This window comes from Wenxinia marina DSM 24838 (assembly GCF_000379485.1).
GTDB lineage: Bacteria > Pseudomonadota > Alphaproteobacteria > Rhodobacterales > Rhodobacteraceae > Wenxinia > Wenxinia marina.
On the sequence record NZ_KB902310.1, the window covers coordinates 236,639 to 250,199 of the forward strand.

At 70.1% G+C, this 13,561-nt stretch carries 13 protein-coding genes and 1 pseudogene; 6 read left to right on the forward strand and 8 right to left on the reverse strand.

Features of this window, described 5'->3' with window-relative positions:
- The first annotated feature begins 23 nt into the window (after positions 1 to 23).
- Positions 24 to 1,046 (forward strand): aspartate-semialdehyde dehydrogenase, encoded by a 1,023-nt coding sequence (locus A37W_RS0115865; protein ID WP_018304024.1) that lies wholly within the window; start codon positions 24 to 26, stop codon positions 1,044 to 1,046.
- 704 nt (positions 1,047 to 1,750) lie between these two features.
- Positions 1,751 to 1,894, forward strand: coding sequence for a hypothetical protein (locus A37W_RS23865; RefSeq protein ID WP_018304026.1), 144 nt, complete (start codon positions 1,751 to 1,753; stop codon positions 1,892 to 1,894).
- 100 nt (positions 1,895 to 1,994) lie between these two features.
- On the opposite strand, the gene A37W_RS0115880 is transcribed toward A37W_RS23865, so the two are convergent.
- The gene (locus tag A37W_RS0115880) at positions 1,995 to 2,639 is read right to left on the reverse strand and encodes a carbonic anhydrase (RefSeq protein WP_018304027.1); all 645 of its coding nucleotides are present in this window, start codon (positions 2,637 to 2,639) and stop codon (positions 1,995 to 1,997) included.
- Positions 2,640 to 2,870: 231 nt separating this feature from the next.
- Here A37W_RS0115880 and A37W_RS0115885 point away from each other — a divergent pair, with 231 nt between their 5' ends.
- Positions 2,871 to 3,191 carry a hypothetical protein gene (locus tag A37W_RS0115885; protein WP_018304028.1) on the forward strand — a complete coding sequence of 107 codons (321 nt, stop codon included), beginning with the start codon at positions 2,871 to 2,873 and terminating at the stop codon, positions 3,189 to 3,191.
- A 53-nt stretch (positions 3,192 to 3,244) separates the two neighbouring features.
- On the opposite strand, the gene urtE is transcribed toward A37W_RS0115885, so the two are convergent.
- The 5 genes from urtE to urtA all read right to left on the reverse strand — a co-directional run bounded on the left by urtE (position 3,245) and on the right by urtA (position 9,446).
- The gene (gene urtE / locus A37W_RS0115890; RefSeq protein ID WP_018304029.1) at positions 3,245 to 3,940 is read right to left on the reverse strand and encodes an urea ABC transporter ATP-binding subunit UrtE; all 696 of its coding nucleotides are present in this window, start codon (positions 3,938 to 3,940) and stop codon (positions 3,245 to 3,247) included.
- 3 nt (positions 3,941 to 3,943) lie between these two features.
- A complete protein-coding gene (urtD, locus tag A37W_RS0115895; protein ID WP_018304030.1) occupies positions 3,944 to 4,684 on the reverse strand; it encodes an urea ABC transporter ATP-binding protein UrtD in 741 nt (246 codons plus the stop codon).
- Positions 4,681 to 5,913, reverse strand: a complete 1,233-nt coding sequence (gene urtC / locus A37W_RS0115900; protein WP_018304031.1) for an urea ABC transporter permease subunit UrtC — start codon at positions 5,911 to 5,913, stop codon at positions 4,681 to 4,683. Before urtC ends, urtD begins: the two co-directional genes overlap by 4 nt.
- A gap of 211 nt (positions 5,914 to 6,124) precedes the next feature.
- Positions 6,125 to 8,077: an urea ABC transporter permease subunit UrtB gene (urtB, locus tag A37W_RS0115905; RefSeq protein ID WP_018304032.1), complete on the reverse strand. Its 1,953-nt coding sequence runs from the start codon at positions 8,075 to 8,077 to the stop codon at positions 6,125 to 6,127.
- A gap of 79 nt (positions 8,078 to 8,156) precedes the next feature.
- Positions 8,157 to 9,446, reverse strand: a complete 1,290-nt coding sequence (urtA, locus tag A37W_RS0115910) for an urea ABC transporter substrate-binding protein (protein ID WP_018304033.1) — start codon at positions 9,444 to 9,446, stop codon at positions 8,157 to 8,159.
- A 456-nt stretch (positions 9,447 to 9,902) separates the two neighbouring features.
- On the opposite strand from urtA, the gene A37W_RS0115915 reads away from it, so the two are divergent.
- Together A37W_RS0115915 and A37W_RS0115920 are read left to right on the forward strand one after the other, a co-directional pair.
- Entirely contained in the window at positions 9,903 to 11,216 is a 1,314-nt protein-coding gene (locus tag A37W_RS0115915) for a lipoprotein-releasing ABC transporter permease subunit (protein ID WP_018304034.1), read from the forward strand.
- Positions 11,209 to 11,883, forward strand: coding sequence for an ABC transporter ATP-binding protein (locus tag A37W_RS0115920; RefSeq protein WP_018304035.1), 675 nt, complete (start codon positions 11,209 to 11,211; stop codon positions 11,881 to 11,883). The genes A37W_RS0115915 and A37W_RS0115920 overlap by 8 nt, the downstream gene beginning before the upstream one ends.
- A gap of 244 nt (positions 11,884 to 12,127) precedes the next feature.
- Here A37W_RS0115920 and A37W_RS0115925 read toward each other — a convergent pair whose 3' ends face one another.
- Positions 12,128 to 12,580 carry a DMT family transporter gene (locus tag A37W_RS0115925; RefSeq protein ID WP_018304036.1) on the reverse strand — a complete coding sequence of 151 codons (453 nt, stop codon included), beginning with the start codon at positions 12,578 to 12,580 and terminating at the stop codon, positions 12,128 to 12,130.
- Between the two features lie 207 nt (positions 12,581 to 12,787).
- Between A37W_RS0115925 and A37W_RS0115930 the strand changes: the two genes are divergently transcribed.
- A complete protein-coding gene (locus tag A37W_RS0115930; protein WP_018304037.1) occupies positions 12,788 to 13,180 on the forward strand; it encodes a c-type cytochrome in 393 nt (130 codons plus the stop codon).
- Positions 13,181 to 13,301: 121 nt separating this feature from the next.
- Here A37W_RS0115930 and A37W_RS0115935 read toward each other — a convergent pair.
- Positions 13,302 to 13,561, reverse strand: a pseudogene (locus tag A37W_RS0115935) (hypothetical protein); the annotation flags it as partial.

Genomic DNA, 13,561 nt, shown 5'->3' on the forward strand with positions numbered 1-13,561 from the left:
GTTTCGCAAAAGGGGCCAGTCGAATGGGCTACAAGGTCGTCGTCGTCGGCGCCACGGGCAACGTGGGCCGGGAAATGCTCAACATCCTCGCCGAGCGGGAATTCCCCGTCGACGAGATCGCCGCTCTCGCCTCGCGCAAGAGCCTCGGCACCGAGGTGAGCTTCGGCGACAGGACACTCAAGACCAAGGATCTCGCCCAGTTCGACTTCACCGGGTGGGACATCGCGCTGTTCGCGGTGGGCTCCGAGGCGACGAAGGAGTACGCGCCCAAGGCGGCCGGTGCGGGCTGCGTCGTGATCGACAATTCGTCGCTCTACCGCTACGACCCCGACGTGCCGCTGGTGGTGCCCGAGGTGAACGCCGACGCGGTCCTCGGCTATTCCAGGAAGAACATCATCGCGAACCCCAACTGCTCCACCGCGCAGATGGTGGTGGCGCTGAAGCCGCTGCACGACCGGGCGCGGATCAAGCGCGTCGTCGTCTCGACCTACCAGTCCGTCTCGGGCGCCGGGAAGGAGGGGATGGACGAGCTGTGGGACCAGACCAAGGCGATCTACAACCCGGTCACCGAGGTCGCGCCGAAGAAGTTCCAGAAGCAGATCGCCTTCAACGTGATCCCGCACATCGACGTCTTCATGGAGGACGGCTCGACCAAGGAAGAGTGGAAGATGGTCGCCGAGACCAAGAAGATCCTCGACACGAAGATCAAGGTCACCGCGACCTGCGTCCGCGTGCCGGTCTTCGTCGGCCATTCCGAGGCGATCAACATCGAGACCGAGGACTTCCTCGACGAGGAGGAGGCGCGCGACATCCTGCGCGAGGCGCCGGGGGTCATGGTCGTCGACAAGCGCGAGCCGGGCGGCTACGTCACGCCGATCGAGTGCGTGGGCGACTTCGCCACCTTCGTGAGCCGAATCCGCCAGGATTCCACGATCGACAACGGCCTCAACCTCTGGTGCGTCAGCGACAACCTCCGCAAGGGCGCGGCGCTGAACGCCGTGCAGATCGCCGAGGTGCTCGGCCAGCGGTGCCTGAAGAAGGGTTGATTCGAGGCGAGTCAGGGATCCGGCGACCTGTCCAAAAGGTCAGGTTGCCGGATCGGGGCGTCCTGCCGTAGTTTATCGTCGGCAGACGTGCAAATTCTGCTTTGCATTTTGGCAATGAACCCGCCGAATTGCGGCGCCGGCGTGGCCAAACCGACCCTTCAGGGCAAAAGCATGGCAGGGGCGCGGCAGGACCACGTCCAGTTTAGTGCCTCTAACGCCAATCCCCACCGCTTCATGGCACAATCTTAGGTTGTTTTCTAGCCTTGTCAGGCGTTTACCCGTGGGGCGGAAACGAGGCGAACTGCAACACAATTCCGCCACGAGCGACTCGGCAAATGTCCCTGTCGGCGGAACGCGAACCACTCTCCGCCGGGCAGCAAACGCAACGGAGACAGACCATGAGCCTTGCAGACAAAGCGCGCCGCAACCGCGAAGCCGCCCTCGAAGCCGTGCGCTGCCGCCGCACCAACATCTTCCACGTCGAGCCGGTTCGCGCCCGCCGCTGAGCCCCGACGAGGAGACCAGGATCACAAGGATACGGCTGTCGTCGGCACCCCCCCAAACGTCAGACGCCCGACGGTAGCCGTCATAGTGGAGGGGCCCCGGAAATTAGTCCGGGGCTCCTCTGCACACCCGGTCCCGGATCCCGCCAATCCTTCTTCGCCCGTCGGGTACGAGCGACCCGCCCCTCAGGAGCCGCCAGAATGAGAGACACCGTCCAGTCCAGCCACGTCCCGCCGCAGATGCGCCTCGAAGGCTGCCTGCCGGGTGCCTCCTTCGGCTCCATCGCCGATGCGATCCGGACGGCGGGTCCCCAGCAGGGCCGCCTGGGCCGCCGCTTCGGCTGATACCCTATTGCCAGAAGACCCTCCTCGGTGGGGCCCGGCCAGTCCGGGCCCCTACTCGTTCGGGGGGCCGGCGTCCGGCCGCCGGGTGCGCGCCGTACGCTCAGACAGGGTGGAAGACGCCGGTCTCGGCGTCCAGCACTTCCAGCCCGCCGGTGGAGATGTCGTTCCAGCAGCCGTGCAGCGTCAGTTCCTCGGCCTCGACCGCGGACTTCACGAACGGAAACGTCATGAGATTGCCGAGCGACGTCATCACCGCCGCCTTCTCGAGAGCAGCGACGCGCGTCGCCTCGTCCCCCTCGGGCAGGTCGGCGTAGCCGGGGCGCAGCAGGTCCATCCAGCGGCCGACGAAGCTGGTCTTGTCCTCCAGCGCCGGCGCGTTGCCCTCGCACATGTCGTAGCAGCCGCGCACGCCGCCGCAGGCGGAATGGCCCATGATGATGAGGTGCGCGACGCGCAGCGTCGTGACCGCGTACTCAACGGCGGCAGAGGTGCCGTGCTGGTTGCCGTCCGGCTCGTACGGGGGGACGAGGTTGGCGATGTTGCGATGGATGAAGAACTCGCCCTGATCGGCCCCGAAGATCGAGGTGACGTGGACCCGGCTGTCGCAGCAGGAGATGACCATCGCCCGCGGCCGCTGCCCTTCCTCGGCGAGGCGGCGGTACCAGCTGCGGTTCTCGGCATAGCTCGTGGCCTTCCAGCCGTGGTAGCGCCGAACGAGGTAGTCGGGAAGGGGCCGGGCCAGCATGGGGACACTCCTGGTGGTTCGCCAATGGTGTAGGACGCATTCGCGGAGAATTCGAGACGGGACGTCGTGCGATCTTCACCGTCTGGAAAGGCCGATCCGCCAGAAGGGCAGGCGGGGGCGCTGCGGCGCGAGGTGGCCAGGATGGTGACGGGTAATGGAAGGGCCGCCGATGCGGCCGGCTGCGTCCGGCTGCGGCATTGCGAGGTCTTGAGGCTGGATCCCGAGCCTCTGATGCGGTTGCGGGCCGGTCTGGGACCGCAGGAAAGCGCGGTCGAGGTCGGCCAGCTGCGGGAGAGGCTGATCGAATTGAGGCGACGGATCGCCGAGACGCTGGCCGAGGGGCGGTGGCACATGGTCGCCGAGGCGGCGGCCGGCGTGGCCGAGCTGGGGTGCCGGCTGGGCGTGCCGGAACTGCACCAGGCCGGGCGGAACCTCGCCGACTGCGCGCGCGGCGCCGACGGGACGGCACTCGTGGCGACGGCCGGCCGCGTCCTGCGGCTTTCGGACCGGGCGGTGACAGCTGTCGGCGCGCTGCGCCGTGAGTCCGACTGACCCGGCGGGGCGGCGGTGGGGCCCCGGCGGGGCTTCCATCCTGCCGCCAGCCCTCAGATCGAGACCCGGGCCAACAGGCCCTCTCGGTCGACCTCGGCCCGCGGGGCGGACAGGACGACCTCGCCGCGGTTCAGGGCGACGAACGTGTCGGCGAGGCGATAGGCGAAGTCGAAATACTGCTCCACCAGCACGATCGCGATCTCGCCCTCGGTCCGCAGCTGCGAAATTACCTCGCCGATCTGCTGGATGATGTTCGGCTGGATGCCCTCGGTCGGCTCGTCCAGCAGAAGGACGCGGGGACGCGTGATCAGCGCCCGCGCGATGGCCAGCTGCTGCTGCTGCCCGCCGGACAGGTCGCCGCCGCGGCGGGCGCGCATCTGCTTCAGCACCGGGAACAGCTCGAAGATCCGGTCCGGCACGCCGCGGTCCCCGGCCGGCAGGCAGGCGAATCCCGATTCCAGGTTCTCCTGCACGCTCATCAGCGGGAACACCTCGCGCCCCTGCGGCACGTAGGCGATCCCGGCCCGCGCCGCGGCATAGGCGGACGGAGGACCGAGGTCGCGGCCGTCCAGCGCGATCGAGCCCGCCTCGAACGGGTGCCGTCCTGCGATCGCCTTCAGGAGCGACGTCTTGCCCACCCCGTTCGTCCCCATGACCGCCGTCACCGCGCCGGGGCGGGCGACGAGGTCGATCCCGTGGAGGATCCGGCTCTGTCCGTACTTGAGGGTAAGTCCCCTGACTTCCAGCATCGCTCAGCGTCCCAGATACACGTCGATGACCTGCTGGTCGCGCGTCACGTGGTCGAGGCTGCCCTCGGCCAGGACCGACCCCTCGTGCAGCACCGTCACCTTGCAGTCCAGGCGGCGCACGAATTCCATGTCGTGCTCGACCACCACCACGGCGCGGGTCTCGGCGGCGCGCTTGAGGAGGTCTGTCGTGTGCTCGCGCTCGGCCGGGGTCATGCCCGCCGCCGGCTCGTCCACCAGCAGCAGGCGCGGGTCCTGCGCCAGCAGCATGCCGATCTCCAGCCACTGCTTCTGGCCGTGGCTCAGCTCGCCGGAGATGCGGGTCAGTTGGTCGGCGAGGCCGATCTCGGCGGCGATGGCGGCGATCCGCTCGGCCTCGGAGCCCCGGTCGCGGCCGAAGAGCACCCGCAGGGGGCCCCGCCGCTGCTTCAGCGCCATGCCGAGGTTCTCGGCCACGGTCTGCGCCTCGAAAACTGTCGGCTTCTGGAACTTGCGCCCGATCCCCTCCTGCGCGATCCGGCTCTCGCTCATCCCCAGCAGGGACGCGCCCTTGTCGCCCCAGAGGACCCGGCCCTCGTCGGGCTTGGTCTTGCCGGTGATGATGTCCATGAAGGTCGTCTTGCCGGCGCCGTTCGGGCCGATGACGGCCCGCAGCTCGGGCTCGCCGATCTGGATCGACAGGTTGTTGATGGCGCGGAAGCCGTCGAACGTGACGGAGACGCCGTTGACCTCGAGCAGGGTGGTCATGCTTCCTCCTGCCCCTCGCGCCGGCGCCACGCGCCCTGGTCGGGGCCGTAATCGCCGACCCGCTCCTCCTCCACCGGGCGGCGGGCGGTGATGAGGTCGAACAGGCCGCCGATGCCCTTGGGGGCGAAGAGGGTGACGGCGACGAAGGACAGGCCGAGCAGCACCAGCCACCAGTCCGTCCACTGGATCACGTAGACCCCGAGGTCGATGGGCGGCGCGCTGCCGCCGGTGAACCAGCTGGAGAGCAGCGACACGAACGCCGCCCCGATGACCGCGCCGTAGAGCCGCCCCCGGCCGCCGATGGCGACCCAGACGGCGAGGTAGATCGACGCGATGGGCGCGACCTCGGCCGGATTGATGATGCCAGCCTGCGGGTAGTAGAGGACGCCGGCGAGGCCGGCGACGACAGCCGTGAGGGTAAACACGAAGAGCTTGAACCCCTCGACCGGGTAGCCGAGGAACCGCACCCGCGCCTCGTTGTCCCGGATCGCGCGGATCACGCTGCCCATCCGGCCCGAGACCACCCAGGCGAAGAGGATGTAACCGGCGCCGAGTGCGAGCGCCGAGGCCCAGAGGAAGACGAGGCTGATTGTGGACTGCGGGACGTGTCCGTAGCCGGGGATGTTCTGCAGGCCGGACAGGCCGTTGTTGCCGCGCAGGCCGCTCTCGTTCTGGAACAGGTAGAGGGACAGGGCGAGCGTCATCGCCTGGGTCAGGATCGACAGGTACACGCCGGTCACGCGGCTGCGGAAGGCGAGCCAGCCGAAGACGAGGGCGAGGAGGCCGGGCACCAGCAGGGCGGCCATGAGCTGCAGCGGCAGCGAATGGGCGAACGCCCAGACCGGCGGGAAGTCGGACGATCCGACCACGCCGAAGATCTGGGACCCGATCGCGTCCGATATCTCCTGCGGCGTCGGCGGGATCGGCCGGGCGGCGAGGTTCTCGGCCACGATCGCCTCGGTCCGGGCGTACATCAGCCACATGCCGATCGCGTAGCCGCCGAGGCCGAAGAACGCCATGTGACCGAGGGAGAGGATGCCGCAATAGCCCCAGACGACGTCCATCGCCACGGCGACGAGGCAGAGGCAGAGTGTCTTGCCCAGCGTCTTGACGAGCGAGGTGGAGACGAGGCCGGCCTGCGCCATCAGCGTCACCGCGAGGGTGAAGAGCGCGAGGAGGAGCAGGAACCACAGGACGGACGGGTTCTTCGCCAGAAAGCCCTGCCTCATGCGCCGGGCCCCGCCGCGTTTGCGCCGCCTTCGACGTCGCCCCACGCCGCGTTCCGCGGCGCGGGGAGGGGGACGCGGTCCCCCTCTTGCCCTGCGGGCAATTCACCCCCCGGAGGTATTTGGAGCAAGATAGGAGCAGCTTGCAGGGCGCAGGGCCGCACCGTCAGAACGAAGGGCAGGGCGGGGGCGAAGGCGAGCGGGTGCATCGGCGTCAGTCCCCCGCGGCGCGGCCCTTGAGGGCGACGATGCCCTTGGGCCGGAACTGGATGAAGAGGATGATGAAGAGGATCATGTAGGTCTGCGCGGCCAGCGTGTTCGAGGGGTTGAACCACTCGATCCCCTTCTGCAGCCCGCCGATCATCGTGGCGCCCGCGAGCGTGCCCCAGACGTTACCGACGCCGCCCACGACCACGGTCATGAAGCTCTGCACGATGTAGCCCGATCCCATCTCGGACGTGACCTGCGCGTAGAGGCCGATGGCGACGCCGGCGATGCCGGCGATGCCGCTGCCCAGGCCGAAGGTCAGCATGTTGATGCGGCCGGGGTTGATGCCCATCGAGGCGGCCATGCCGGGGTTCTGGGTGACGGCGCGGACCTCCAGGCCGAGGCGGGTGCGCTTCAGGATGAAGAGCAGGACGGCGAGGAAGACGAGGGCGAGGGCGAAGATCGCGATCCGGATGTAGGAGATCGAGATCAGATCCGACGGCTCCCACGACCCGCCGAGCCAGGAGGGGGAGGTGAGGGGGCGGGCCTGGGTGCCGAAGATGTTCTTGGCCATCTGCTGCAGCGCGATGGAGATGCCGAAGGTCGCGAGCAGCGTCTCCAGCGGGCGGTGGTAGAGCCAGCGGATCACCAGCCGCTCCATCGCCACGCCGGCGGCGAAGGTGACGGCGAAGGCCAGCGGCAGCGCGATCAGGATGGCGACGGTGTAGTTCGGCACCCAGCCCCATTGCTGGACCACGTAGCCGGTATAGGCGCCCATCATGATGAACTCGCCATGGGCCATGTTGATGACGCCCATCACGCCGAAGGTGATGGCCAGCCCGATGGCGGCGAGGAAGTAGATCGAGGCCAGCGACAGCGCGTCGAGGGCGAGATCGGCGCTCTGCGCCGCCGCGACCTTGAGCTCGGTCGCGGACAGGGCGCGTTCGGCGGCGTCGGTGATGGCGGGGTCGGGTTCGACATATTCGTCCCAGAAGGCGTGGGAGGCGAGGGCCTCGGCGATCCCGTCGTCGGTGAGCCGCGGCTGGACGAGGCCAGCCTCGGCCAGCGCGGCATAGGCGCGGTCGCGCGCGTCCGGGTCGCCGAGCGTCTCGACGGGCACGCCGGCGACGACGCCGTCCGCGAGGTTGGCGGTCAGGGCGGCGAGAACGTCGCCGGCGGGGACGCGCGGCGGGGCGAGCTCCTCGGCCACCAGCATCTCGTACGCCTCGTCCTCGGCGATGGCGCCGCCGGGGCGCAGCTCGCGGGCGATGTTGGCGTCCTCGGGCAGGGCGGCGGCGGCCTCGCGGCGGGTGGCGACGATGCGGTTGAGGATGGCGCGGGCGTCGACGGCGGTCTCGCCGGCGAAGCTCTCGATGGCCGCGATCCGCGCCTCGGGCGTGTCGCCGTAGAGGGCGGTCAGCATGCGGGCGAGGCGTTCCTTCTGGGCGCGCAGAGCGGCGTCGGGCTCGTCCTCGACGGAGGCGGCGAGGGGGGCGAGCTGCTCGGGCTCCATCGCGCGGGCGATGGCGGTGACGGCGGCGCGGCGGCGCGCGGGGTCGGGGTCGGCCAGCTGGAACTCGACCAGGGCCGAGGCGATCTCGCGGCGCACGCCCCCGTTGGGGCGGATCTCGGAAATCTCGGAGGCGGCGGCGGTGCCGACCGGCTCTTCGGTCGAGATGTCGAGGAGGGCGTAGCTGCCGTCGTCCTGCTCCTCGGCGTAGAAGAAGAGGCCGTCGGAGGCGCGGACCCAGACGGCGCGATCCTGCCAGCGTTCGAGGAAGGTCGCGACGCCGGGCAGGTCGCTGTCGTCCAGCGCGTCCAGAACGGTGCCGACGGTGGCGCGTGACGGGCTCTCCACCTCGGCGCGGTGGGCCTGCAGGACGTCCTGCAGCGTCCCCTGCGCGAGGGCCGGCAAGGCGGCGGCGATCAGCCCGCAGGCGATCAGGAGGGCGCGGATCATGTCGGGACCTCGGAAAGTGGGGGCCCGGGGGCGCGGGTGGGAATGCAAGGTTCCCGCGCCCCCGGTTCGGTGCGTCCGGTCAGTAGTTCGAGGTCCGCTGGACGCAGGTCTGGGTCTCGGTGTTGTACATGCCGCAGTCCCACTCGATCCAGTTGCTGTCGAGCACCGCCGACTCGGGCAGGAAGTCCGTCCAGGCGTCGCCCGGCACCGGCTCGGTCTCGGAGATGATGTCGAACTGGCCGTCGGCGCGGATCTCGCCGATCAGGACAGGCTTGCTGAGATGGTGGTTCGGCAGCATCTCGGCCGTGCCGCCGGTGAGGTTCGGATAGGTCTGGCCGACCATCGTGTCGATGATCGTGTCGATGTCGGTGGTGCCCGCCTCCTCGACCGCCTGCACCCACATGTTGAAGCCGATGTAATGCGCCTCCATCGGGTCGTTGGTGACGCGCGCGTCGTCGCCGATGAAGGCGTGCCAGGCCTCGATGAACTCGTCGTTCTCGGGCGTGTCGGCGGACATGAAGTAGTTCCAGGCCGCGAGGTGTCCCTCGAGGTCGGACGTGTCGAGGCCCGACAGTTCCTCCTCGCCGACCGAGAAGGCGACGACGGGGATGTCGTCGGCGCTGACGCCCTGGGCGGCCAGCTCCTTGTAGAAGCCGACGTTGGCGTCGCCGTTGATGGTCGAGATCACGCCGACCTGGGAGCCGTCCGAGGACAGCTCGACCACGTCCGAGACGATGGTCGACCAGTCGGACTGTCCGAACGGCGTGTAGTTGACGAAGATGTTCTCCTGCGGGATGCCGGCGTCGAGCAGGTACTGCTCGAGTATGTTGTTGGTCGTCCGCGGATAGACGTAGTCGGTGCCGAGGAGGGCGAACTTCTCGACGCCCAGCTCTTCCAGGAAGTAGTCGACGGCCGGAATCGCCTGCTGGTTCGGCGCGGCGCCGGTGTAGAAGACGTTGCGCGAGGATTCCTCGCCCTCGTACTGGACGGGGTAGAAGAGAAGGCCGTTCAGCTCTTCCAGGACCGGCAGCACGGACTTGCGGCTGACCGAGGTCCAGTTGCCGAAGATCACGTCGACCTCGTGGGTCTCGATCAGCTCGCGCGCCTTCTCGGCGAACAGCGGCCAGTCGGAGGCGGGGTCGACGACGACCGCCTCGATCTCGCAGCCGAGGAGGCCGCCGGCCTCGTTCTGCCGCTCGATGAGCATCAGCATCACGTCCTTCAGGGTGGTCTCGGAGATTGCCATCGTGCCCGACAGCGAGTGCAGGATGCCGACCTTGATCGGATCCTCGCAGGTCTCCTGGGCCGCAGCTGCCCCGGCGGCCAGCAGCGCGGCCGCGGAAAGGGTGGAAAGAAGGCGGTAGGTCATCTGGTCAAGTGTCCCCAAATCCCGTGCGGCATGCCCGGACGGCGACGAACGGCGCCCCTTGCGGGGGCGCGGCAGGCCGCTACCTGAGAGACCGCAGCAGTCATTTTCTGTTGCCGCCGCGTGGGGACGTCGATCTGTCCAGGGTAGGCGCCCCCGCGCGGCTCGTGCGAGTCGGCGTTGCGCCGACGCCGACCATGAAACGCCCGCCTGTCGCCGCGGCAACGTCGGCCCCGCCCGCTTAGGGGACGCGGTCGCCCCGGTTGATCGCAAATTGGGCATGTGGCCGGCGGGCGCCCATTTCGCAGGCGCAGAAACGACGGGCCAGGGGCAGGAGGCCGTCACGTGGCCATGGCGCCGCGGGCCTACGGCCTCGTGAGGCGCCCGGCCGCGCCGCTTGACCCCGTGCGGGAGGGGGGCGAAACAGGCGGACCTTTCGCCGCCCGGGGATCCCGCGCCATGTCCGATCCGAATACCGGCCCGCGCCCGGCCCGCCGCACGCCGCCCTTCGCGGGGTTCGAGTGGATGATCGCCTGGCGCTACCTCCGCGCCCGCCGGGCCGAGGGCGGGGTCAGCGTGATGACCTGGATCAGCCTCATCGGCGTCACGCTCGCCGTCTTTGCCCTGATCGCGACGCTGGCCGTCCGCGCCGGCTTTCGCGCCGAGTTCGTGGACACGATCCTCGGCTCCAACGCCCACGTCACCGTCTTCCATGCGGTGGAGGTGGATGCGAACGGCAATACCAGCCGCACCATAGCAGACTACCAGGACATGTCCGCCCGCGTGGCCGAGGTGCCGGGCGTGACCCGCGCCGCGCCGCTGGTGAAGGGGCAGGTGATGGCGACGCTGCGGTCGGCCAACAGCGGAGTCGAGGTGTTCGGCATCGCGCCCGAGGATCTGGAGACGATCCCCCGCATCGCCGATCCCGGGACGGCGCAGGGCGACATCGCCCGCTTCGACGAGGGCATCGCCATCGGCTCGGGCGTCGCGCGCGAGCTGGGGGCGCAGGTGGGCGACCGGATCCGGCTCATCAACCCCAACGGGGTGCGCACCGTCACCGGCATCTCGCCCCGCATCTCGGCCTACGAGGTCACCTACATCTTCTCGGCCGGGCGCTACGACATCGACCGCACGCGGGTCTACCTGCCCATCGGGGAGGCGCAGACCTTCTTCGCCAAGGAGGGCGTGGCCGACGAGATCGAGGTCTTCGTCGAGACCCCGGACGAGGTGGAGCGCTACCTGCCCGCGATCCAGGCGGCGGCGGGCGAGCGGGCACTGGTCTGGACCTGGCGCGACAGCGCCGGCAGCTTCCTGCGGGCGCTGACGATCGAGGACAACGTGATGTTCGTGATCCTGTCCATCCTCGTCCTGATCGCGAGCATGAACATCATCTCGGGCCTCATCATGCTGGTGAAGAACAAGGGCCGCGACATCGGCATCCTGCGCACGATGGGCCTGACCGAGGGTGCGGTGCTGCGGGTCTTCTTCATCTGCGGGGCCTCCATCGGCACCGCGGGGACGCTCCTCGGCGTTCTGCTGGGGTGCCTGTTCGCGATCTACATCGACCCGATCTTCTCGGCCGTGAACTACCTCTCGGGCGGCGGCGTGTGGGACCCCTCGATCCGCGGCATCTACGCCCTGCCGGCCAAGCTGCAGCCGGTGGACGTGGTCAAGGCGGTGTCGCTGTCGCTGCTCCTGTCCTGGGTCGTGACGATCTTTCCCGCCCGGCGCGCGGCGCGGATGAACCCGGTGGAGGCGCTGCGCTATGAGTGACGCCCTGCGCCTGACCGGCATCGAGAAGGCCTACAATGCCGGCAAGCCGAACGAAGTGCGGGTGCTGCACGGCATCGACCTGTCGGTCGCGGCGGGCGAGGTCGTGGCCCTGGTCGCGCCGTCCGGCGCCGGCAAGTCGACGCTGCTGCACATCGCAGGGCTTCTCGACGTCGCCGATGCCGGCACGGTGACGCTGGGCGGGCAGGCGGTGACCGGCCTGTCGGACCGCCGCCGCACCGCGCTCCGCCGGTCCGAGGTCGGGTTCATCTACCAGTTCCACCACCTGCTGCCCGAGTTCACCGCGCTCGAGAACGTCGTCCTGCCGCAGCTCGCCGACGGCCGGCCGCGGGGCGAGGCCGAGGCGCGGGCGAAGGGGTTGCTGGCGCAGGTCGGGCTGGAGGCGCGGGGCGACCACCGCCCGGCCGAGCTGTCGGGAGGCGAGCAGCAGCGCGTCGCCTTCTGCCGCGCGCTGGCGAACGCGCCGCGGCTGCTGCTGGCGGACGAACCGACGGGCAACCTCGACCCGGGGACCTCGGACCGGGTGTTCGGGGCGCTGATGGACCTGGTCCGGGGGACGGGCCTCGCGGCGCTGATCGCGACGCACAACCTGGAGCTGGCCGCCCGGATGGACCGCACTGTGCGGCTGGAGGCCGGCCGGATCGGCTGAACGTGCCCGGCCGCCGTCCAGAGGGGGAGGGTGGGTGAAACCCACCGCTCCGCCCGCTCGCCAGGCTCGCGCCCGCCGCGAGGGCAGGGTCTGGCCACGGGCAGACGCTCTGCCGGTGATGGTCAGCGGTTCATGGTGCGGCCCCGCACGACCTCTTTCGCCGCTTGCGCGGCTGAGTCCGGGCGGGAACTCTTCGGCTGCGACGCTGCCGATCCTTCCCGACGTTCCTCCCCATCCCGCCCGCTCACCGCGCCGCCAGCTGCGTGATCACCACCCCCAGCCCCATCACGCCCAGCCCCAGCCCCCGCATCCATGTCAGCGGCTGCGCCGTCGCGGTGAACAGGCCGAACTGGTCGATCAGCGCCGCCGACACCAGCTGTCCCAGCAGCACGAAGAACACCGCGTTGCCGACGCCGAAGCTCGGCGCCACCCAGGTCACCGACAGCACGTAGAAGGCGACGAAGAGGCCGCCCGTCAGCTGCCAGCGCGGCGCCGCCGCGAGGCCGGCCCGGGCCCCGGGCGCGGTCAGCAGCATCACCGCGAGCGCCGCCGCGAACGCCACCACGAACAGCACCGCGGCCGCCGCCGCGGGTGCGCCCAGTGTCCGCCCCAGCGCCGCGTTGATCGCGGCGAGGACGGGGATGCCGAGGCCGGCGGCGAACATCAGGGCGGCGGCGGTGAGGGGCGAGGGGGCCATGGAGAACTCCGGCGTGGGCGACAGGCCGACACTTGCGCGGCGCCCCGCCCGACTCAAGGCGGACCCGCCGGGTCGAGGCAGCGGCGAGACGACCCGGTGCGCTTCTCCAGCAACCATCCGAACCCGGAACTGGACCTGAGCACGCCACTGCCCCATGATGGGGCCGAAGGGCCCGACGTCAGAGGCCCGAAGACGGACCGAGCGGACATGCGACATCTCACAGCCCTTCCGGCGCTCGCCGCCACCCTCCTCCTCGCCGCCTGCGAGGAGCCGGAGGTGGACGGCGCCGCCTTCTTCGCGGACAACTGCACCCAGTGCCACGGCCCCGCGGGCCGCGGCGACGGCCCGCTGGCCGAGGGCCTGGGCACGCCGCCCGCGGACCTCACCCGCATCTCCGCGCGCAATGGCGGCGAGTTCCCCCTCGTCCACGTCATGTCGGTGATCGACGGCTATGCCCGCGGCGACCGCGCGATGCCCGCCTTCGGCGCCGCCGACCTCGGCGACACCATCGTGGTCGAGATCGAGGAGGGGGTGGGCACGCCGGTGCCGTCGATGCTGTGGGCGCTGGCGGGGTACCTGGAGTCGATCCAGGAGCCGTAGGGGGCGGCGGCGCGCGCGAGGATCCTGGAGAGAGCTTCGGTGCGCTGCAAGATGCCCCGGAGGCACGCCCGGACCGGCCCAGGAGCCGCCCGCCCCGGCCCCGGAGCCGGCAACTGTAACCTCAGGGGTTGGCTGTCGCGTAATCCTTGGCGTCGCGGAGCATGGCGTTGAGGACGGTGAGGAGCTTGCGTGCGACGGCGATGATGGCCTGCTTGGGACGCTTTCCGGCGGCCTCGAGGCGGGCGCGGAAGGCGGCGAAGGCAGGGTCCCGGCGCGAGGCCTGCAGGCCGGCGAGGTAGAGCAGCGAGCGGATCACCGGTCGGCCGCCGGCGATCCTGCGGGGCGGGCTGCGCATCCCGGAGTCGCGCGCGACCGGCGCCA